Annotated in this window: 20 protein-coding genes and 1 pseudogene; 6 read left to right on the top strand and 15 right to left on the bottom strand. The window is 54.0% G+C overall.

All coding sequences use genetic code 11. From position 1 onward, the window contains the following. Window positions 1-2 precede the first annotated feature (2 nt). From cas7b to BLU18_RS14370, 9 genes are all read right to left on the bottom strand, one after another. Entirely contained in the window at window positions 3-1085 is a 1083-nt protein-coding gene (gene cas7b, locus BLU18_RS14410) for a type I-B CRISPR-associated protein Cas7/Csh2 (protein WP_092636130.1), read from the bottom strand. A gap of 1 nt (window position 1086) precedes the next feature. Continuing rightward, on the bottom strand, window positions 1087-3243 hold the full coding sequence (cas8b, locus tag BLU18_RS14405; RefSeq protein ID WP_092636128.1) for a type I-B CRISPR-associated protein Cas8b/Csh1: 2157 nt from the start codon (window positions 3241-3243) through the stop codon (window positions 1087-1089). Continuing rightward, on the bottom strand, window positions 3230-4036 hold the full coding sequence (cas6, locus tag BLU18_RS14400) for a CRISPR-associated endoribonuclease Cas6 (protein WP_092636126.1): 807 nt from the start codon (window positions 4034-4036) through the stop codon (window positions 3230-3232). Before cas6 ends, cas8b begins: the two co-directional genes overlap by 14 nt. A gap of 743 nt (window positions 4037-4779) precedes the next feature. Beyond that, window positions 4780-4935, bottom strand: a complete 156-nt coding sequence (locus tag BLU18_RS15000; protein WP_176791265.1) for a hypothetical protein — start codon at window positions 4933-4935, stop codon at window positions 4780-4782. Then, the gene (locus BLU18_RS15340) at window positions 4925-5092 is read right to left on the bottom strand and encodes a DUF7837 family putative zinc-binding protein (RefSeq protein WP_449272130.1); all 168 of its coding nucleotides are present in this window, start codon (window positions 5090-5092) and stop codon (window positions 4925-4927) included. Before BLU18_RS15340 ends, BLU18_RS15000 begins: the two co-directional genes overlap by 11 nt. 270 nt (window positions 5093-5362) lie before the next feature. After that, window positions 5363-7297 carry a transposase gene (locus BLU18_RS14670; protein ID WP_143025284.1) on the bottom strand — a complete coding sequence of 645 codons (1935 nt, stop codon included), beginning with the start codon at window positions 7295-7297 and terminating at the stop codon, window positions 5363-5365. A 613-nt stretch (window positions 7298-7910) separates the two neighbouring features. Continuing rightward, complete coding sequence (locus tag BLU18_RS14380) at window positions 7911-8774, bottom strand: hypothetical protein (protein WP_092636118.1); 864 nt, start codon at window positions 8772-8774, stop codon at window positions 7911-7913. A 423-nt stretch (window positions 8775-9197) separates the two neighbouring features. After that, complete coding sequence (locus BLU18_RS14375; RefSeq protein ID WP_092636116.1) at window positions 9198-9617, bottom strand: PIN domain-containing protein; 420 nt, start codon at window positions 9615-9617, stop codon at window positions 9198-9200. Beyond that, a complete protein-coding gene (locus BLU18_RS14370; RefSeq protein ID WP_092636114.1) occupies window positions 9617-9919 on the bottom strand; it encodes an AbrB/MazE/SpoVT family DNA-binding domain-containing protein in 303 nt (100 codons plus the stop codon). Before BLU18_RS14370 ends, BLU18_RS14375 begins: the two co-directional genes overlap by 1 nt. A 47-nt stretch (window positions 9920-9966) precedes the next feature. Between BLU18_RS14370 and BLU18_RS14365 the strand changes: the two genes are divergently transcribed. Then, window positions 9967-12564, top strand: a complete 2598-nt coding sequence (locus tag BLU18_RS14365; RefSeq protein ID WP_218124124.1) for a DEAD/DEAH box helicase — start codon at window positions 9967-9969, stop codon at window positions 12562-12564. Between the two features lie 22 nt (window positions 12565-12586). Here the strand turns inward: BLU18_RS14365 and BLU18_RS14360 are convergent, their stop codons facing one another. Beyond that, window positions 12587-12859, bottom strand: coding sequence for a type II toxin-antitoxin system HicB family antitoxin (locus BLU18_RS14360; RefSeq protein ID WP_092636112.1), 273 nt, complete (start codon window positions 12857-12859; stop codon window positions 12587-12589). Window positions 12860-13034: 175 nt separating this feature from the next. Here BLU18_RS14360 and BLU18_RS14355 point away from each other — a divergent pair, with 175 nt between their 5' ends. Together BLU18_RS14355 and BLU18_RS15070 are read left to right on the top strand one after the other, a co-directional pair. Continuing rightward, window positions 13035-13817 (top strand): ParA family protein, encoded by a 783-nt coding sequence (locus BLU18_RS14355; protein WP_092636110.1) that lies wholly within the window; start codon window positions 13035-13037, stop codon window positions 13815-13817. Beyond that, a complete protein-coding gene (locus BLU18_RS15070) occupies window positions 13810-14193 on the top strand; it encodes a DUF8160 family protein (protein WP_218124123.1) in 384 nt (127 codons plus the stop codon). The genes BLU18_RS14355 and BLU18_RS15070 overlap by 8 nt, the downstream gene beginning before the upstream one ends. Window positions 14194-14239: 46 nt before the next feature. Here the strand turns inward: BLU18_RS15070 and BLU18_RS14345 are convergent, their stop codons facing one another. From BLU18_RS14345 to BLU18_RS14330, 4 genes are all read right to left on the bottom strand, one after another. Continuing rightward, window positions 14240-14746, bottom strand: coding sequence for a PIN domain-containing protein (locus BLU18_RS14345; protein ID WP_092636108.1), 507 nt, complete (start codon window positions 14744-14746; stop codon window positions 14240-14242). Next, window positions 14743-15069 carry a DUF7317 family protein gene (locus tag BLU18_RS14340; RefSeq protein ID WP_092636106.1) on the bottom strand — a complete coding sequence of 109 codons (327 nt, stop codon included), beginning with the start codon at window positions 15067-15069 and terminating at the stop codon, window positions 14743-14745. The genes BLU18_RS14345 and BLU18_RS14340 overlap by 4 nt, the downstream gene beginning before the upstream one ends. A gap of 170 nt (window positions 15070-15239) precedes the next feature. Further along, window positions 15240-15860, bottom strand: coding sequence for a tyrosine-type recombinase/integrase (locus tag BLU18_RS14335; protein ID WP_092636104.1), 621 nt, complete (start codon window positions 15858-15860; stop codon window positions 15240-15242). Between the two features lie 109 nt (window positions 15861-15969). Then, on the bottom strand, window positions 15970-16239 hold the full coding sequence (locus BLU18_RS14330) for a hypothetical protein (RefSeq protein ID WP_245697963.1): 270 nt from the start codon (window positions 16237-16239) through the stop codon (window positions 15970-15972). 345 nt (window positions 16240-16584) lie between these two features. Here BLU18_RS14330 and BLU18_RS14325 point away from each other — a divergent pair, with 345 nt between their 5' ends. From BLU18_RS14325 to BLU18_RS15305, 3 genes and pseudogenes are all read left to right on the top strand, one after another. Next, entirely contained in the window at window positions 16585-16965 is a 381-nt protein-coding gene (locus BLU18_RS14325; RefSeq protein ID WP_092636100.1) for a hypothetical protein, read from the top strand. A gap of 389 nt (window positions 16966-17354) precedes the next feature. Further along, window positions 17355-18836, top strand: coding sequence for a serine/threonine-protein kinase (locus BLU18_RS14320; RefSeq protein ID WP_092636098.1), 1482 nt, complete (start codon window positions 17355-17357; stop codon window positions 18834-18836). Window positions 18837-19398: 562 nt separating this feature from the next. Beyond that, a pseudogene (locus BLU18_RS15305) lies at window positions 19399-19524 on the top strand (type IV pilin); the annotation flags it as partial. A 143-nt stretch (window positions 19525-19667) separates the two neighbouring features. On the opposite strand, the gene BLU18_RS15145 reads toward BLU18_RS15305, so the two are convergent. Continuing rightward, window positions 19668-19868 (bottom strand): hypothetical protein (locus BLU18_RS15145; RefSeq protein ID WP_245697964.1); only part of this gene is annotated, 201 nt, incomplete at its 5' end.

Here is a 19868-nt window from a genome sequence, read left to right as displayed (position 1 = left end):
CGTTAGGTCCTGTTGTCGTCACTCGGGAATGTCGCAGTCTGTTCGCCGTAGACATCGATTTGTTCGACAGCATCCGCTCCGAGTGCGTCTTCTAGGGCGTCATGAAGTACCGCTGGCCCACCAAGCTCACCATCGTAGGAGAGTTCTAACACGTCACTGGCGACAACTCGAACTCGGTCGATTCTGTTACTTGCCCCTTTGAGTCTATCCACAAGCCCTGTCACGTCAAGTGTGAGATCACGAACTGTTCGAAGCTCCTCGTCGGGTTTCGAATGCTCGTCGTCGAGTTCGAGATCACGGTCGAGGCCGCCAAGGTGGAAACTCTCGTCGGCGTACTCGACACGACAGTAGAGCCGCGGTTCCTGCCCGACTTTGCTCCGGCTGATCGTTTGGTTCTTGATCGCGCGCCAGCAGAGCGTGTCAAGCCGCTCGACATCCGCTTCGGTGAGATTTGTATCCGCAGCACCGTGTTCGTCGACGAGTCCGTGGAACCGGATCAGCCCATACTGAATTCGATGGTCATCGAGATCGAACCCACCCTGCTGTTTGTTCTCTTGTGTGGCAATCACGCTTGTCAGGCTGTCGTACTCTTCGTTCTCGTTGACGGCGTGCATCGATTTGCCCGGTGAGAACTGAACGGGGCCAGTGAAATGATCTGGAAGGTGCTTGGCATATACCTCGTCGGTATCCACTGACATCGTCGCACCAAAGTACCGTACGTCGACGCTTTCGTTCAGGAACTCGCCGAACACATCCTCGCGGAACTCGTCAGCTTCCTCGTCGTCATCGAGGTCGTAGTTGTCGGGTTCGACAGCTTTGAGTCGATCTTCAAGGAGTTTCCCACGCGTGTACTGGTCGCCGTCTTCCTGCACATTTCGGATATAGACGCCGTGACCGTCATCATCCAGTTGATCACGGAGATACCGTTTCAGGCGAACGTCAGTGACGATTGCCTGCTGAGTCTGGGGGTCGATTCGCGGTCGGTTGGCACCTGATAGTGGGTTGCCGTTCGGATTGGCGTCGACAGCATCGTACAGGAAGACGATTTCTGAGCGGTTCGTCACGGGATCAGGTGTGTCGGACATGTTAGTTTTCCTCCTCGGTTTCGTCGGCATCGTTTTCCTCTCGGTTCCACGGGTGGTCATTCATCCCATACGTCACACCAAGGGCGTAGTAGAAGCGGAGATCATCAGTTTCGATCTCCCACTCTTCCGGATCGGGTTTGAGAATTGTCTCACGAAGTCGGTCGACGATGTGATCTGCTTTCGTGCCGGGATAGCCTCCCTGCTGTTTCTTTTCCTGCCGCGTGTAAGTCAGCGTCTTGGCGACCGTCTCTTGGGTGACTTTTTTGATTCGTGATCGAGTAATCGATTTGACCGGATACTGGTCGACAAGTGTCGTCGACCGATCCTCGCTGTACTCCTGATAGCTTCCGATGTCGCCGACGAGAGCGCCGAGGAGGAACGCCCCGCGGCGTTGGCTCGTCACTGAATCCGGATCGCGGTCGTGGGTTGGCGACAGTGCGGGCGTTTCGTTGATGAACGATTCGAGTTTCGACGCGGCAGGATCGCCCCCGTCCGCGATTGGAATCTCATCTAGTGATGGCATGATGTCAGTGTCATATGTTGGTTCTCGCGTAATCTGTTCTTTTGAGGGATCCGCTGTCGCCAACAGATTGAGGCGTTCATCTGCGAGCACGCAGAGTTGAGCGAACTGGCTAGCCACAAGGAACGACGGGAATCCTTCGTATTCCTCGTCATCAGTTTCGTCGTCGATGATCCGGGTCACATACTCTTCAAGCAGGACATCAACGGCAATCGCTTGGCCGCTCAACACGCTAACGAGGGCTTCGATGCGTGGATCGTCAGCGTCAGCTTCGTCGTCATCACGTTCGGCGAAGGTCTGTCTGAAATACCAGCCAGTCGAGATCGCGTGCAATTGTTCGTCATTTGTTTCGAGTAGCCCCCAATTCTGGTTGGTCGGTAAGGGTGCCGTCCAGTCGGTGTAGTGGTCTCTGTTGAGTGCCGAGACGGTCTTTACGAACTCATTATGTGCAATTGCCAGTTGCTTCGGGTAGTGGAGTCGGCCGTTCAGTGTTTCCCCGAAAACATCGTACCGTGACATCTGATGTGGCATCACTGCAGAGACGTAGAATCGGAAGTCGCGTTCTTCGATAGTTTTCTCGCGTTCTCTTTTATACGCGTTTTCGATTGGCGTGGTTTCCTCTTCTTCGACAGATCGATAGAGAAGTTCGTACAGCCGATGCACTTTTTCAGCCGCCGACCGACCGAATACGTATGGTAGGTAGTACACCTTCGCACCGAACGTCCGGTAAGTGCAAGCTTCGACGAATGTCTCAGCGTTCATCACGGTGATCGCGGCATCCTCCGAAATCGGATGTGAACGCCATGCTTCTTCGATGTCGAGCCCAGGGAATTTCTCGAGCTGTTTGCCGAGGAAGTAATTCTGCGGATCTTCGGACGTTCCAACTGTCCGGGCAGGACGTCCCGTAACGAGATCAGTCGCTTCTCCAGACGAGTCGTCAGCCTTGTTCTTCGTGACGAGCTTCGAGAGCTTCCGCTGGCGCATCGCCTCGTTGAATACGTCGAGTTCACCGGGCCATTGGTAGTCTCCGTCTGATTCAGTTTTCACTCGAACCGTTAACAACGATGTGGCGGATTCGCCACCGAGCTTCCGCGTGATTGTCTCCTCGATCGTTTCGAGTGCATCCTCGTTTTCACCAACCTCGGCTAGTCGTTCGATAATCCAACCGTCGGCGTGGGTGTCCGCAGCTTTCCTCACGACTTCGTCGACAGCCCACTTCGTCAGCCGTTCTTTCGCGTAGCGGGCTAGCTTCTCTGGATCGCTATTTCGACCGGCTTGGTGAGTTACGCTGTGATCAATCCCACGGGCTGCCGGATATTTACAGTGGCCAACCTGCTGAATCAGCTCGTTACTGTACCTCGTCACTTGTACGGGGCCGAAGTCATCGTCGGCTAACCGTGGCTCATCATTAGACACGTCTACGCGGACGACGATCAGGCTATCATCGGTGTCCAAGAGATCCCCGGCAGCATCGGGCGTGAGATACGGAGCATACTCACCGCCACCTGTCGTAGCAAGGGTGTAGAGCTTGCCGTAGAGGTATTGGAGATCCCGAAGCGATCCGATCGGGGAATCCGGTAGCTCTGCTTCCAGTTCGTCAGCCGGGTACTTCTCTCGAAACTCGTCAGGCGAAAGCATCCCTTCCCTCCAATTCGCTTTCGCCGGGTCGCGTTTTGTCCGTGATATTTACAAAGCCGAGTCCCAGTGAGTTCCGTTCGCCGAGTCCGCAATCCAACGCGAGATTGAGATGTCGACGGTGGTGGTCATCACGAACCGTGTACTCGAACTGCCACTTGCTGAGGACGTAGGTCATCTCTTGGCCCTCAGTCACCGTCACGGGGACGGCGAACGTCTTGATCAGTTCGTAGCCGTCGAACAGATTGCCGTCGACATCACTCGGCCCCGGCAAGTGGCCGTGTGCGAAGCGGTCGTGTTTCTGATCGAGGTTGGCCTCAAGCTGCGTGCGGAGCGGCTCCATCGAGTGTTCCGGTCGCCAGAAGACGGCGGTGTCGCCGCCGGGATGGTTGATGTTGTACTCCTCGCATCGCCACGGGGGAATTCGAACGAGGAGGCCAGTCCCAGTTTCAATCGTTCCGCGTGTTCCGGGTTCGCCGACATCCGGTTCGAGCGAAGTCACATTATCGACATGGAACGGCATCTCGCCGATGTTCAACTCCCGTTCTTCAAGCAGGTCGGCGGCGATATTGGCTAGTAGTTTCTCCTCTGGCGCGGCGACTAGCAACTTGCGATCGTCGCCTTCCTGCATGTCGTGAGGTGGAAATGGATTCGAGTAGGTGAATCCCGGCGGCTCGCCGTCATCGTGTCGCTCGTTGTAGGCGGTTCCCTCAAGCGCGTCCCAAAGTCGGCCGCGCAGCTTGTGGTGGTAATCGTTCTGGTAGGCCGCATCCGCGCGTGCGGACAGATGGACCATTACACGCACTCGGATGACTCACCTCTGTAGCGGGAGAGCATGTAGCCTATCGTTCACACAACGAACACAAAAAGGGACGCAAAGTTCAGTGAAAGTGAATTTATATACAAGTCGTGTATGGCTACAAAACTAACTCGAGTATAGGTCGATGATGTGGTTATCGCGGAATCTCGTCTCCACTTGACGCGGGACATCTCGGTCACCAGTCCGCAATTCGAGAGCTATCTCGGCAGCGAGGAAGGCGATTGGGAACCGCGAGTACTCGATTTCCGAAAGACCTCCTCCAGTGTCAACCTCGAAAATAGTGGCAACGTCCAACTAGTCATCAAGACGGTCGCCGCCAGAGACTTGGAAGATTCTGTATTGAGAGGCTTCTGGTTGGATGGCGAACTCCAGTACGGGTTTGCGTCGTACTTCCTCGATATCCTGCCACTTGTGGACGCAAAACGACACGGTGCAGTGAATTGTACTGATCGATTCGATCCCCCGATTCAGAGAGAGGAGAGTGCAAGACACGCACCGTGGGGTTGAAGCCACGGGAAATCGACGAACTCGTAGTCGGAGCTCCTGTTTCAGACGAACCCTCGTGGGGTTGAAGCCCCGACTGGCGGTCGCGTCGGCGAGTCGTTGAGCAGTTTCAGACGAACCCTCGTGGGGTTGAAGCTGTAACAATTAGAATCCAACTCGCTCCCAAATGATACATAAGGAGAGCAGAACCTCGACGACTGTGAGCTACACACTGATCACTCGAGGTCGTAGGAGGCGATTTCTCGCGAGCCGCACTTCGGACATTCCCCGGTGTCGCTCTCCATAGTGTATCCGCAGTGGCGGCATTCGTGGAGCGCTGTTGATGAGGGCCTCTGTCTGATGACCTGCCAGAAGAAGTCTTTACTGAGCATTAGTGGGATCGACGACCTCGCCACAACCAGGGCATTCGGCCCAGACCCCCGGCTCGCCGGCGGTCGTCTCATAGCGAAGAATCACATACCCTTCTGTGACGTTGTCGCCGCAGAACGAGCAGGTTCCAAGTACTGCTTGTCGATTATCGGGTGCCATTCTCACGATCTCGCTCTCTGTTCAGGGGGTGAGGGGAGCGTGTGACACTATTTCCGAGTTAGCCCGTCGCGACGGATCTAACTCTCTCCCCTCAAGCCAGATAGAACGCTCTGTAACTTATATGTCGGGCGACCGGAGTGAAAGTACTTGTTCTAGCTATGTTCTCAATCTTGCTTCCGAGTGACTACGTATGGATGGGACAGTACCCGTTGCATATCGACTTGACGCGCTAGGTTACATAGATCGGAAGCTCTTGTGAACCTGTCGTAGTCAGATGATAGTATTGGATCCACCGGTTTTTGCGGCCTCAACATCGGCTTCGCGGACCGCATGGAGGATCTCTTGGCCGGTAAGCCGGAACCCTTCGGGATCGCCAAGACGGTGAGGAAGCTCACGATTAAGAGCCACCCAGAAGTTGAAGAACAATTGCGCGGTTCCCATGTACAGCGCTCGTACCCGACGGTCGCTTGAGCCACACTGGCCCAGGAAATCGTGTTTTAGCTGGCGGATCGCGGTCTCGATTTTCCATCGGTTGCGGAATTGGTAGGCAAGCCCTCGAATATCTCGAGTTTCGATATCAAGATCTGTAATCCAAGCACTGTGTGTATCCGGATCACCTACGCCACGAGCCTGTTCACCCTCATCAGAAGTAGTGGGTTCCTCCGTTGGCTCTGGCGTGTCGAAACCGTATTCGCCGAGCTGCTTGGAGGAAGAGGAATCCTGCTGGGACGAGTTTGTTCGGTCACTGTTGTCAGCGTCGTCGAAGTTGGTTATTTCTGTTGAGGGAGTAAACGACAGATCATCACGTCCGATCTCATCTTCGTGAAGACGAGAAACAAAGAGGTTGACATTCCTGTGACTGTAGTCTAAATCACTGAAGTCAACTTCTGTCCTCTTATTCGTCTTCTTGCTAAGGGGAGTCTTGCTGATTAGTTCTCTGGCTTCCCCCTTCTTCGGAGCTTGGATTACCCAATTAAGACCGTGTTCCCGACACTTTGTGACAACACCCCCCTGATACATTTGGCGATCAAGATAGATACGGCCAAGATCGAGATCAAGATTCGATTGTACTCGGTTGAGCATCCGGTCGAGTGCCTCAGCGATCTCGGTACGATCTTTGATTGGTGTTGCCCCAAGGATATAATTCCGACAAGGAAGATTGATTTCATTCTGATCAGAGGGGACGATCGACAGGACTGCATAGTGCCAGAACTGGTTGGTATTGTCTTCTGGTACCGATCCGGTCACCCACCTGTTTTCTTTTCCGTACCACGGGTCGGTTGTTATATCGTAAGCAAAATGAACCTGATCTTGGGGGGATAATCCCATTCGTTCAAAAAGTGCGCACGTGGCATTAAAGAACCGTTCTTCGTGCTGTTCAACGCCATATTGCTTTGCGTATGTGCGAACCGTTGAAGGCGGTGGGATGTCGATATCGTCGTCTGAGAGCCACCGAAGGAGTTCAGCTCCATTCTCCGCGTAGCAGTCCTCAAGAGCGAGGTGGGCTAAGAGCTGGTAGAAGCTCTGAATGGGGTACTGAAAATTGGGGGCCATCTGGTCACGATCAAAGCGAAGATGAGGAATAGTTAATGCCAGATATTCAGCAACAGCTTCGGTAGCCTCCGTCATTTTTTTGTCCATACTAACTTCCCAGTCCTTGCCAAGAAGTTCATAGTATGACCGGGGCTTCGATGGATTAGTCCCAAGTAGATCAAAAGGAGTTCCTCCGGCAAGTTGTTGATGGAGTGCTGCGTTACTGGCTCGCTGAGCAGCTTTAGCGAGAACTTCCTCATCAAGATCGCGAAGATGTCGTGAGAACGTTGAATAATGTGGAATATCCTGAGAATTAAATCCGGCTTCGCCAGCAACTTGTGACCACTTCGTAAGCCTGTCCTCAAGACTGCGATAATCGTCGTCAAAATGTAATTTAAGCAGGCCAGCACAATACCAGCGCTGCTGCTTGTCATCCAGCTCCTCCCAATTGTCAAGCAGGTCGGTGTCTGGAGCGAGTTTATTTTTGAAGTAACGAAGTGCGTAGATTGCGTGTTCAATACCTGGATGGTCAGGTTGGGCCCCATGTTCAAAGGGGGTATGCCAATCTTTACCTCGGTCGCGACGCCTTGCTTCACGGTACGTTTCATTCGATGAGGGGAGGAGGTCATCCTCCTCTGATGCTGGGGGTGCACGGATGTCGTCGGGATCCATCAGCAGAGAGTTACCCCTCCCTTGGAAGTTAGATTATTCGCTATGCAACATAGCAGCCAATTTGGGGACTACTGCCTGAGACGAAATTAGAGAGATCCTGAAACGGTTGATATCTGTTAGCTCAGACGACTTCCATCCTTATCTGGTGACAAAATAGTAAGATTGGAGACGAATCTTTGACTCTTAACCGGTCCAGCGGCCTAATATTCGTCGTACAACATAGCAACCAAATTTGGGATTACTGCAGTAAACATAAAAAATAATACATTAAATATATAACATTTAATCTGGAAATCAGTTATTCCTACCGGGGGTGGGGGATAAAACGCACTATTGTGTTGCTAACTATCGATATAATAGGGTGAAACTGTGGAAATCTGACTCGAGATTGATTTTCCGCCAGATCCTTTGGTATCAGTTGCTCGTTGCAGTTCGTATACCCCCCCCTCCCCCTCTCCCCCCTTCCCCCTCCCCTCTCTCCATCTTGATGTAATTCGAGAATACCGGGTAAGGGGGGTGGGGGGCAAGAAGAGGGGGGTGGGGAAGGATGAAAAGTGGTCGTTATGGACGGTATCAATCACCGGAGAGATCCAAAATTGCTGTACTACTGCGGTTACCGGTCGATACCGGCGACTAACCGGTCGTCGACGAATCTTTGACGAAGCTCTTCATGTCTCTCGACAGCTCGAAGCAGTTCCTGAATACGGGCTGTAGACCAGGGAAGATTATATCGGCTGACGAGATCAGCTGTACACCATGGCCCAACTGGACGAGCTGTTACTGCTGCATCACGGAGCGCAAGCCGGATGATCTGGAGATCATGCCGCGAGTCGAAGCCCCACGATGCCGCTCGCTCTTCGAGTTCCGTATCGTAGGTATCGAAGCCGATGATGTCGTGACATTCTCGGCAGAGACAGATCCCGCGGTCCGGATTATGCGACCAGTGGTGGTAGTCGAGGTTGCCACCGGCTATTGCTGATGTGCGTTCGAGTTCTGTGACCGAGCGTCGACAGAGCGGGCAGGTGACTTCCCAGTCCCAGCCGAACGCTGTCGCCTTCGTTGCGAGCCGACTCGTATACTCATCGTTCCGCGGTTCGTCCTTGCTGTTCGTGATCCCGCTCCAGAGCCAGTCGTCCCAGAATCGTTGCACCATCGCCGTGAGTGTCGATGGCTTGACGATCTGAAGATATGCGGCGTCGACAGCAACCACACACCATGTTCGGAGGTCGACCTCGCACTGCTCGCAAGCAATATCGAAGTGTGGAACTGACGCGGGGAGCCCGCGTTCGTAGAGGGTGACGGCCTCACCACAGTTCGGACAGCAACTTGCTACCGGCACGTCCTGGAGCGCCGACTGTCCATCAGACTTGAACAGGATATGGGCTCGATCACCGTATGGTTGCTGCCCCGCCGATCGCTGGAAATCAGTCGTTGCGATGAGGTTCTCCGAGTCGACGGATGCTGACGGCTGGGTCATACGGTGATATCTGCATGTCGCTCTGGCTTCGGAGCCGAGTCCGAGAAATTCAGTTGCAATTCCTCGATGGGTTCGGCATCGACAATCTGCCAGTCAGCACCACGACGGCGTTCTTCGACCCGCCACATTGTCTCTACTCCCGGACTGGCGAGATATCGGACACGCCGTTTCTGTTCATCAGTACTTCCCGTAAACGAGAGGACGAGGGCAGTCTCTGGTGGCTTCTCGGTACTCGTTGCCGACTGTGGTCGAGTTCGTATCATAGGTCTCCTTGAGGAGAGTTCAGACAGGCAAGCGCAGAGTTTGATCGAGCACTCCACACTACTCTTTCCGACTCTCCTCACTTCTCCCCGAGAGATACAAATGAATCCGTCAGAGTGTACTGACACAACAATCTCTATCGGAAAGCCAACCAGTCTGAGGCTACGCTGACCCCTCTCGAAACCGTTCTATCGGGATGTTAGAGATGTCGTCGTAGTCATCGTCGCCGCCGATCAAGAGTGTCGCCTCGATGTGTTCGGCGGTCGCCAGCGCGAATGCGTCCCCGAGCGCCGGATTGTACTGGAGGATGTACTCTGAGGCGTCCATCCAAGCGCTGCTGACGTCGACGGGCTCGATACCGAGGTCCGTAAGCCAGTCGAGATACTCGTCGGCGGTGTCCCGATCGTACTTCCGGGCGAGTGTGTACCGGATCTCAGCGAGGTTCACATAGCTAGCAAAGCCGGTAGTATCCTTGGCTGCGACAGCGTCGAGATACGTTTCAACCACCTCACTCCTGGGTTCGCCATCTGCATGTGCAATCAGCGGCTCAGCGTCGAAGACGACGCGGTCGGGGATCATCATTACTCCTCTGTCGGGAACTGTGCGTCGCGTTCGTTGCGGTCTTCGTCACGCTTCTCGCGGAGGATTTCTGAGGCCGGCGTATCGGTTGTCGCCTTGTTACGCGCGGCGAAGCCACGCATCTCGCTTGGCGAGCGGACGTGTTCGACGATCACGTCGCCGTCCTTGGTTTCTCGGAACAGTACTTTCCCGGGAGCCTCGATCCCGAGCTTCTCGCGGAACCGTTTCGGGATGGTCGCTTGCCCGTGTTTCGTGACGGCGACGATCTCTTTTTCAGAGTTATCTGATTGTTCTGTTCCACTCATTATTCATAACTCAATATGTGTTCATAAATAAGTATTTCTCATCTCTGATGCTCAACAACTTCTTGAGCGTAGGTATCTTCGGTTGCAGTACCATGCGTGACGGCCCTCCACCGGTCTCCGACACGCTTTCCTGGATTACTGACCGGGGTTACTACGCGGACCAGACCGTTCACTACCGAGTCGTTGGCAGTCAAGAGGCTGTGACACGCGATCTCGAAGTGGCTCCTCCTGTTGCTAGTGCACTCTCTGCACAGGATATCGATCACCTGTATGCGCATCAAGTGAACGCAATCGATGCGGTTCGCGCTCACGAGAACGCTGTAGTCGCGACGCCAACTGCCTCAGGGAAGACGCTAACGTATGTCTTACCAGCGCTTGAACGCGCTATCGATCATCAGGGCAAGACCCTCTATATTGCACCGTATCGTGCCCTCATCAATGATCAAGAAGAGACGTTCCGGACGATGGCCAGCAATCTTGGATTCGATGCCTCTGCATCCGTCGGTGTTCAGACAGGCGATGTCTCGACACGCCGCCGGAAAGAGCTCAGACAGTCGCAACCGGATGTCTTGCTGATTACGCTTGATCAGCTTCACTACTCGCTGCTTCCATACGCGCATAGTCCACGCCACTGGCGCTGGCTCTTCCAGCAATTGGAGACAGTTGCTATCGATGAAATCCACATGTATCGTGGTGTCTTCGGCAGCCACGCCTCACTCATTTTCCGACGACTCAATCGACTGTGCGAACATTACGGAGCGAACCCGGACTATATCTGTTGCTCAGCTACGATTGGAAATCCCATCGAGCATGCAGCGGAAGTCACAGGCCAGCCAATAGATAGCTATACTCTCATTGACGAGGATACGAGCAGTAGTGGCGACCGCCACTACGTCTTCTGGAATCCACCGCTGAAGGACGATGCTATCCGAGACGAACCCCGTGATATCGAAGCTGACCGTCCACCGGAAGCAGCCCTTCGCGATCAGCAAACGACAACCGATGGTGGCAATTCACAAACGAAATCCGATACTCACGAGACATCGCCGACATCGACTCCAGATCCCAGTACCGAAACGAACGGTGAGACAGCTGAGAGCCCGTTTTCTATCAGCGACCCCGTCGACGTTGGCGGGGGTGAGCGTCGCTCGAATCACGCCGAGAGCGTTCGACTGTTAGCTGATCTCGTCGGGAAAGGCTACCAAACGCTCGTGTTCACGGAATCCCGGCAAGGGGCTGAGCAAAACGCCGAATGGACTGATGCGATCCTTCGAAAGCGCGGCCAACGGGAGCTTGCAGATGACGTCTATGCCTATCACGCTGGATTGGATGACGACCGCCGACAGGAACTGGAAGCGAAACTTCGAGGCGGTGACGCAATGGGTGTCTGGAGTACGAATGCGTTAGAATTGGGGATTGATATTGGAGCCCTCGATGTAGTGCTACTTGATGGGTATCCCGGCACGCGGATGCAAACATTTCAGCGGGCTGGTCGAGCCGGGCGCGGGAATAATGAATGTCTGATTTTCCTGATCGGCAGCGATAATCCGCTTGATCAGCATGCGCTTGGCAATCCGGACGATCTGTTCGACGGTGGTGCCGAGCGCGCTGCAGTCAATCCAGCTAATGATGAAATCCTCCCAGATCATGTTGTGTGCGCTGCCGCCGATCACTACCTTTCACCTGCCGATGAGTCACATTTCGGTGACGCGCTTCCTGACGTGATTACGACCGCCGAAGAGGCTGGTCGGCTTGAGCGTACCGATGAACAGCAGGTGCGGTGGAGTGCGACCGACTCCAACGTCCAATGGAACACGGATATCCGCGATATCGACACCCGTGAGATTGACCTCCTTGACCGCCACCGTGATGAACACCTCGTATCGTTAGAGTATACCGCCGCAGTTCGAGATGCTCATCCTGAGTCAATATATGTCCATCAGAAGCAGAAATACCGTGTCAAAGAGTTGGATTTGAACGCTGATACGGCATGGTTAGAGTCGACATCGACTAATGAAATCACGAAGGCGATCCGAGAGAAAGAAGTCGCGCTTCAGGATACGATTACGACAGAAACCCTTGCACTTGATGGCGGTGAACTTCGTGCGACACTCTCAAAAATGACTGTCAAAGAGGTCGTGACGGGATATCTCCATTTCGAGTATCCTGATGACGACAATCCTGTCGAGAAGTCGTTTGAGGATCCACTTCCGCCATCGGAATTGCGGACGACAGGCTTCCACCTGAGTATTCCTGATTCAGTGGAGAATCGGCTACTATCGCGTGTTGACGACGACGAGGAGTATCTGGGGGCACTCCACGCTATCGAACACACGCTCATTTCACTTCTCCCGATGGAGGTCCTTTGCGACCGGCGGGATATCGGTGGCCTGTCGATCCTATCGCATCCACAAACGGTCAACGGGACGATCTTCGTCCACGATGGCTATACTGGTGGGGCTGGGCTGACCCGGACAGCGTTCGAGTCATTGGGTGAGCTGCTTGCACAGGTTCGAGAGACAATCAAAATGTGTAGTTGCGACGGCGGCTGTCCGTCGTGTATTCACTCTCCGCACTGTGGGAACGCTAATCGTCTGTTGGAAAAGGAATGGGCGATACTGCTATTGGACGAACTTCTTGAGTGAGTAGCGCGTACGACAGTCACCATCAATCGAAGATTTCCGAGTCATTGAGCAATCCAAACGTGTTCTGCTCCGGATCAATCCCTAACTCGCGGAGTTCGTCTTCACTCGTGGGCTCACCCTCTCCGTGGTAACCTTGGAGTGCTTCATCAAGATTGTTAAGGGCTCCTTGGCGGCTTTTACCTTGGCTGACGACGCCAGTCTCTTCCTCTTTCGCTACCCACCACTCATCTTCCCGAGTTAGCGTGATTGTCGTCCCAGTTGGTAGGTCGTCGGCAGAGGTCGGATCAGTACTCATCGGAAGTTCCCGTGTCATACTCTAAGCGAGCGAATTCCCTTTCCTCTACTGGTGGCGTTCTTTTCTTGAGTTGCCACAACTGGTTGTCGGTGCTCTCCTACTGGATTCCCAGCCCAATCCATTTGTCTGACGTAAAGTTATGATGTCTTAGATAGCACAACTAGCACAGAGTGCTATGACCACAAAGATCGCTGTGACAAACCAGAAGGGAGGTGTCGGCAAGACCACTGTCGCGATCAACGTAGCAGGGGCCCTCGCTGATCGTGGCCACGAGGTTCTTCTCGTTGATCTTGACCCGCAGGGATATCTGACTAGTGGGGTCGGATTTGACGATACCTACACTGCGGAACCGCCATCGCTCTACGACGCGCTTCTTGACCCGGCAAACCACGCTCTCAACGAACTAGTCGTTCATCACGAGGAATTCGATGTCCTCCCCGCGAATATTGATATGTTCAATTTGGAGCAGGAACTCGTCTCGTCGATGCGGGGACGGGAACGCCTGTCGATGCTCTTGGAGGATATCGACGTCTACGACTACGTCGTTGTTGACTGTCCTCCGTCTCTTGGGATTCTCACCGACAATGCACTGCTCGCCTGTCGGCACGTGTTGATTCCCGCCGAGGCGGAGGACACCAGCATCCGGGCACTCGATCTCCTGTTCAAACAGATCGACACACTTGAAGAAAATTATGAGACGCGAATCCAGGAAGTCGGACTCGTCGTCTCTAACGTTGATTACCCACTCGACAATGAGCAGAAGGGGATGTTGGAGTGGTTCGAGGATACCTTCGGAGAGCGGATCCCGATCGTTGAGGTCCGCAGTCGGGCCGCAATCAAGCGCGCGTTCAACAACGGTGTCTCCATGTTCGCTCACGCCGAGGACTGCGATCAGACCGGAGCGCTGCTGGAACTGGCGGCGGACCTCGAGCAACTTCAGGAGAAGACCAATGCCTGACAGGGACGACCGTGGACGTGACGTCGAACAGCGTCTGTCCAAGCGCTTCGAATCGGAACAGACAGACGAGAGTGATACTGCCGATAAACCAGATATGAAGTCTAAGACTGATAAGACCGATAATACATCTAAGACCGATATGACCTCACAGACAGCACAATCGACAGACTCCGAGAAGTCAGTGAAAGACCGACCGAGTGTTCTGATGTACCTTCCAGAAGATGTTCGGCAAGACCTCGATATCCGATTTGACGAGCTGAACGCCCGGTACAAGCGTGAACACGGCGAAGCACTAGAGAAAAATAGGGACTATTATCCTGCTGTTGTTGAGGCTGGACTCACTGGCAAAGACGTCGAAGACCTCTTAGATATCTAAACTAGATTAGCGTACATAACTGTCTTAGATCACCATCCTCGGCCGTTCATTCTTCGAGGAAAACATCGAAATCACGGGCAGGCGACCGGAACCCAGCTTCGTCGATCCAGCGTTTGAGATACTCGTCGGCGGTCTCTGCTGAGATATGGTCGTCTTCGACAAACCGTACTAAGAGACCGATGGATCCGGTCAAGTTTATGCCGCGCTGTCTTGCGGTCGTTCGTGCATCACCGTCGTCTGTGACGATCATCCCGTCGGCGACCTCGGCAATAGCTAGGGCCTGTGCTTCGCCAGGGTCCAATGATTCGAGGAGTTGCTCTTCCAACTTCTGCGCCGGCACAGATGGCGTGATAACGGGAATCTCCTCTCCAAGGATAGCCAGCGCGTGTTCAATGTACGGGTGGGTTTCAGCCCCAGCCTCGAGTTCTTCTTGAACAGCAGCCACTGTCACAAGGCGGGGCAGGTCTAGCAGCAACTCAACGTGATCGACCTGAGCGAAGTTCGAAAGGGCCGTGGTGTTGAGAACTGTCGCGTTTGTCGGTGGCCCTGTCATTCGAGGTTGCGGGCGGCCTCGATCTCATCTCTCGCGGCATCCATGTCTTCAGGCCCGAACCGTAGCTCTATACCTTCTTCTCGCAGTGTATCGCGCATCTCGAACCGGCTGAGGCCGGCAAGCCGGGCAGCCGTTCCGAGTGTGATCTCACCGTCTTCGTACAACGTCACGGCTGCTGCAATCCGTGCGTTCTGGTTCTCCTCGAAGTACTCGCGGAGAACGTGGCGAATAGCGTCGCTCTTGTTTTCGAAGATGCCCGCTCTGATGGCACCCTCCATGAGATCGGTGAGATCGTCTGGGATGGTAGCGGTGGTTCGGGACATGCCTTCGCTCCATATAGATGATTCATACATTATATGAATTACTCCTATTCCGTTCGAGAAAGCGGATTCTGGAACGAGAGGTTGATCACTCTGGCGTCACGGTCACGACAAGTTTCGTATACCTATATACGATTTATCGATGTCGTGCGGTGGACCGATACTTCCGGGCTTCAGACCCGGCGGAAATGGTCGTAGACCCGCTCTGTCGTCTGGATACTTCGGTGCCGTAGACGATTCCGGACGTCGTAGAGCGTGTTCCCCTCCTCAGCGTTCAACATCCGGTAGGCGACGCTGTGGCGGAGAGCGTGGGGAGTTACATCGCTGGGTTCCCCCTGTGATCCATCGACGTTCCAAGGCTTGACACCGGCCGCTTCGGCAACGTCACCGAGCATGTACCGGACCCCTTGCGTCGTGATCCGGTCGGCCTTCCGGCTGGGGAAGAGCGCCTCAGTGTCTTTCCAGCGATTCGTGAGATACGAGCTGAGGAGTCGCGCCACTTCGCCGGCGAGATCGATCGTTACCGCGTTCGGACTGTTATCGTTCGGATAGTCCTTCTGGACGTGCCCTGGAAGGTAGAGATCGCTGTTCCCGTCCCGCAACATGTCGACGTCGACTTGGATGAGTTCGCCGACACGCAAGCCCGTATCGTACATGAGTGCGATTATTGCCTCATTACGCTGCTGGAGATATCCAGCGAATTGGTCGTCGTAACATGCCGTTCGAAGCTGTTCGACCTGGTCGGGCTCGAGCCAGACTTTGGCTCGAATGTTGGAATCCTCAGATTGGGACATGAATCGAACCTCTGCTTAAAAACAGACACACCTCACAGCCACTTGAATGTAGGAGACTATAAGAGAACTCCCACATTCAGAATTAATGGCTTTCCCCTTCTTCGCTCGATCATGGCATTGCGGAGAGGATGGCGACGGTAGCCACAGCGATGAGTCCAACAAGTATTGTCTTCGGATGACTGTCCATCCATCGGCAAACAGCTTCGGAACGGAACCTCCCGACACAGAGTATCATGATCACGAACAGCGACCCGGCGGTCACGAGATCGCCGGCAACGAACTTCCACATCCCTGTCGCCAGCGCTCCTACTCCTACGAGGATGAGGTGCACTCTCATTTGTTTCGAGTCAGTTCTCGTCTCGTTCCCGTCGTCAACCATGTGTGTTGATTGGCTCATAGGCTATTCTGCGTATTGACCGGCACAAGTCAAAACTTGTCATATACAAAGGATTTCAACAAGGCCGAATTAATGGGATTCTCAGTGGCTGTCTCTATTGGCATCCCCAGATTCTCACAGGAGTAGCGTGCAAGATATAGTGGATGTATTCAGTATGACGGTACTGTTCATTTCCCATCAAATAGAGTGAATTTGTCGATCGGTAGGCGTGCATATCAGTCGCTTCCCCGCTGTTCCCGGCAGAACGGATGCACCTGCGTCTGTTAAGTTCCAAGATCCACGGTGTCCGACAATTAATTATCGTGGCCTTCTGTACAACACGCACGAATGCCCATATCTAACGACGAATTCGAGGCGGGGACTGTCGAAACTAGCGGTGCCGACCCCATTTCGAACGACGAAGAAGGCCCCATTGAGACCGAGAAAGACCTCATCACCTCGTTTCTGAGTGAACGACCAGACACGGCCTTCACCGAGCGCGAGATTGTGCTCGGTGCTGATTTCACGCCCGCGCTGATGAATCAGACACAGAACCCGCTCGGTAAACTCGCTGATGGCCTGATCAACCTTGCTGGGAACGTCACTGCCACGACGATGGTTATCGATGACGTTGACGAGGCCCTTGATGAACTCGTCGAGGAGGGGATTGTGAGCACAAAAGAAATCGAAACCGGGGACGGATCGGTGGTGTTCTATCGGATAGCGTAGAGAGTCACGACTCTACTGAACCTCCCACGACTCCACTTTGTACTTGATACTGTAACCGAGTTATTTGTTGTTCAATCGCTCATTATTCTCATCTACCTTCTGAGATTGCGTTCTAGCCGAAATCCCTCAGTTTCGGCGTAATTCATACGGATCGATAGAAGAAATATATATTCTATATCTTACACGGGACTCCAGATCTTACCAGCTCCTGATAGGGAATCTAGAACTCTGTTCGCAGGTTCATTCTATAGATGAGCAAGGCGAGTGTCTTGGAGACAAGTCCCGGGGTACTGCACAAGATAATCAAAAAGTGAAAACACCATCTTGCGAAGGGTTCTCTGATACTCTCGTGCATAGGCTTTAGAAATAGGTAGATAATCGGTCTAACCATGGGACAGCGTGAAGCGGACGATATCTCATTTGGGACTGTTGAACCACCGCCGTGTCACCAGCCGCTTGAGGTAATCGAACGCGACAACAGGTGGATCATCCGCGAATACTACCCGACAGAGGATGCTATCGAAGAGCAAATCCGCACGTTCGGCACGCACGAGGATCGGATGGACGCGATGCGGCAGGCCCGGACAACGATGGAGCGGAGACAGTACCCGTGCTTGGTCCGATGGGACACACACAATAGTGTCGGTGGATTGTACTGGAACCCGAGCTTCGAGACACTAATTGTTGAATACAGCGACCTGCTCAGGGAGTGGGTTGTCGTCCCAAAAGATGACCACTTCGTGTTCCAGACCGCCGGGTCGACCAGTACCGCCTTTCAACTCGGGAAACTTGTATTAGAACGCTTTGACTTCAAGACCGTCGAGTTCTACACGCGCGACGGGACTCTCGAGACAAAGCGCGACCACCGCTTCCTTCGGAACGAGATCGCTCAGTCGGGGGTTCGGTTCAATCGCGGGCCACTCCCCGAGAGCGTCGAACACCCGGCACCGGGATCGGAGACTACTGCCGTAGACGGCACGGACGACGATGGAGAACCCTCCACGCCTGAGGACAGTTCAATGACTGCAATCAGTTCGATTGCGCCAGTTGTCCCTGATATCACCCGGCTACAAACTATCGACACAGAGGGCATCCTCCACCAGTATGAGACCCCCTGGGAGGGTGACACTGCTCAGATCTGGGTCCTAGATCCTGAATTCGACGATCACCGAACTGCTCTCCACGCGTTCGGGACCGCCATTGACGACTGGACCGACCTCGCGAGTCACAGTGGAGTCGTCCCGATCCACGAACGAGACGCTGATCCCTCAGCGTGGGTGATCTACGACGCCACTGGCACACCGCTGTCGACATGCCGGGAAGAACTATCAATGGAGGAGCGACTCTGGATACTCACGCAGCTGGCGGACGTACTGCAAGAAGCTCAGCGACGGAGCATCTACCGGACCACGCTCGCCCCTTCGCGCGTCATAATTAGCAGGGCCGAGTCGACGCGGGACCGCTCGTATATCGATACCAGGCTGGATCGGTCTGGGTCAGCGCGCTCGATTTCGGCCCGGATTGCAAGTCCCGGTATCGAACGACGCGTCCGGGACAGACTTGGCCAGCGGACTGGAAGTCGATACATGGCACCGGAACAGCTCCAGAACGAAGCTGCCTCAACTACCCCCGTCTACCGGCTAGGTGCGGTCACCTACTGGTTGCTCACCGGATGCGAACCGTTCCATGACCAGCAGGCATACACGAACGCACTCGCAGCCGGCGAGATAACCCCGCCACAGGAACTTGCCGATCTCCCTAGTGGCGTCGGCGACTGTATCCAGCAGGCAATGCAGCCCGATCCAAACGATCGATTCCGGACAGCCAAACAGTTCGCCGAACGACTCGTTGAACGATTCCATCGCTCGTAACATCGGACCGAACCTACAGGATCAGGCGTTCGTGCCGTCTGCTCTCACCTCCATGTCGTGGTTCTCGTGGTAGAGCCGTGCGAACCGTTACCCATTCTTCGTGAGGTAATCATTGCGTCCCTCTTGATACCGGCGCGGAAGCTCTTGACCTCCGTACCCACTTCTCAATAAGAAGTCGTCGCGTACCTCGTGACCGATGGCGATCTATGAGTCGCCCACATCCCTGCACTAAGTTGAGAGTTTGTTTATAACGCCCATATTCAGAAATAGCGGGACGACCAGTAGCTAGCTCTGGAATATTGGTAGAATTCCAGACAAGGCCTCTTGCCAGTGGTTGGAGACGTGCTATGGGAACTGATTTCAGTTAACTGGGTAGACTCTGAGTTTGGTTGAGCAGCAGGAGACATTACGATTGTATCTTATCCCCCAATCGTAATCAACCCGACACTCTTTAAGCAGTTTAGTCTGATTTTCGGCTAAACAAGTGTTCCCTGCTGACTTTCCTTCACTACTCGGATTTGGTGATGAACGAGGGGTTTCCCCGGTGATCGGGACGATACTCATGGTTGCAGTGACGGTTATACTGGCGGCTACTATCGGTACGTTTGTACTTGGGGTCGTTGACGATTGGGACGAAGGTGAACCACTGGTAACCTTTCAGATGCACCAAGACGGAACGACAGTTGTCCTCACACATACTGGTGGGGAGACCCTCGACGGAGAAAATCTGTATATTGTATCCGAATTGGACGGCTCGTTAGGCAACTATGCCGGTACCAATGGACAAGCTTGCGATATGACGGTTTCGACAGTGCGACCGGGAACAGAGTGTCAGATTTCAGGAGCACCAAGTGGCGATTTATCGGTTGTGTGGCGTTCGAATGGTCGTTCTGCTATTCTCTTCGAAAGTCGAGTCTTTGATGGTGAGTCTACGCCAACTTCGACACCTACGTCTACGCCAACTTCGACACCCACGTCTACGCCAACTTCGACACCCACGTCTACGCCAACTTCGACACCCACGTCTACGCC

The sequence above is a fragment of the Haloplanus vescus genome (assembly GCF_900107665.1).
In the GTDB taxonomy this organism is placed as follows: Archaea; Halobacteriota; Halobacteria; order Halobacteriales; family Haloferacaceae; genus Haloplanus; species Haloplanus vescus.
The sequence above is the reverse complement of the archived record's forward strand: the minus strand, read 5'-3'. Positions and strand labels throughout refer to the sequence as shown.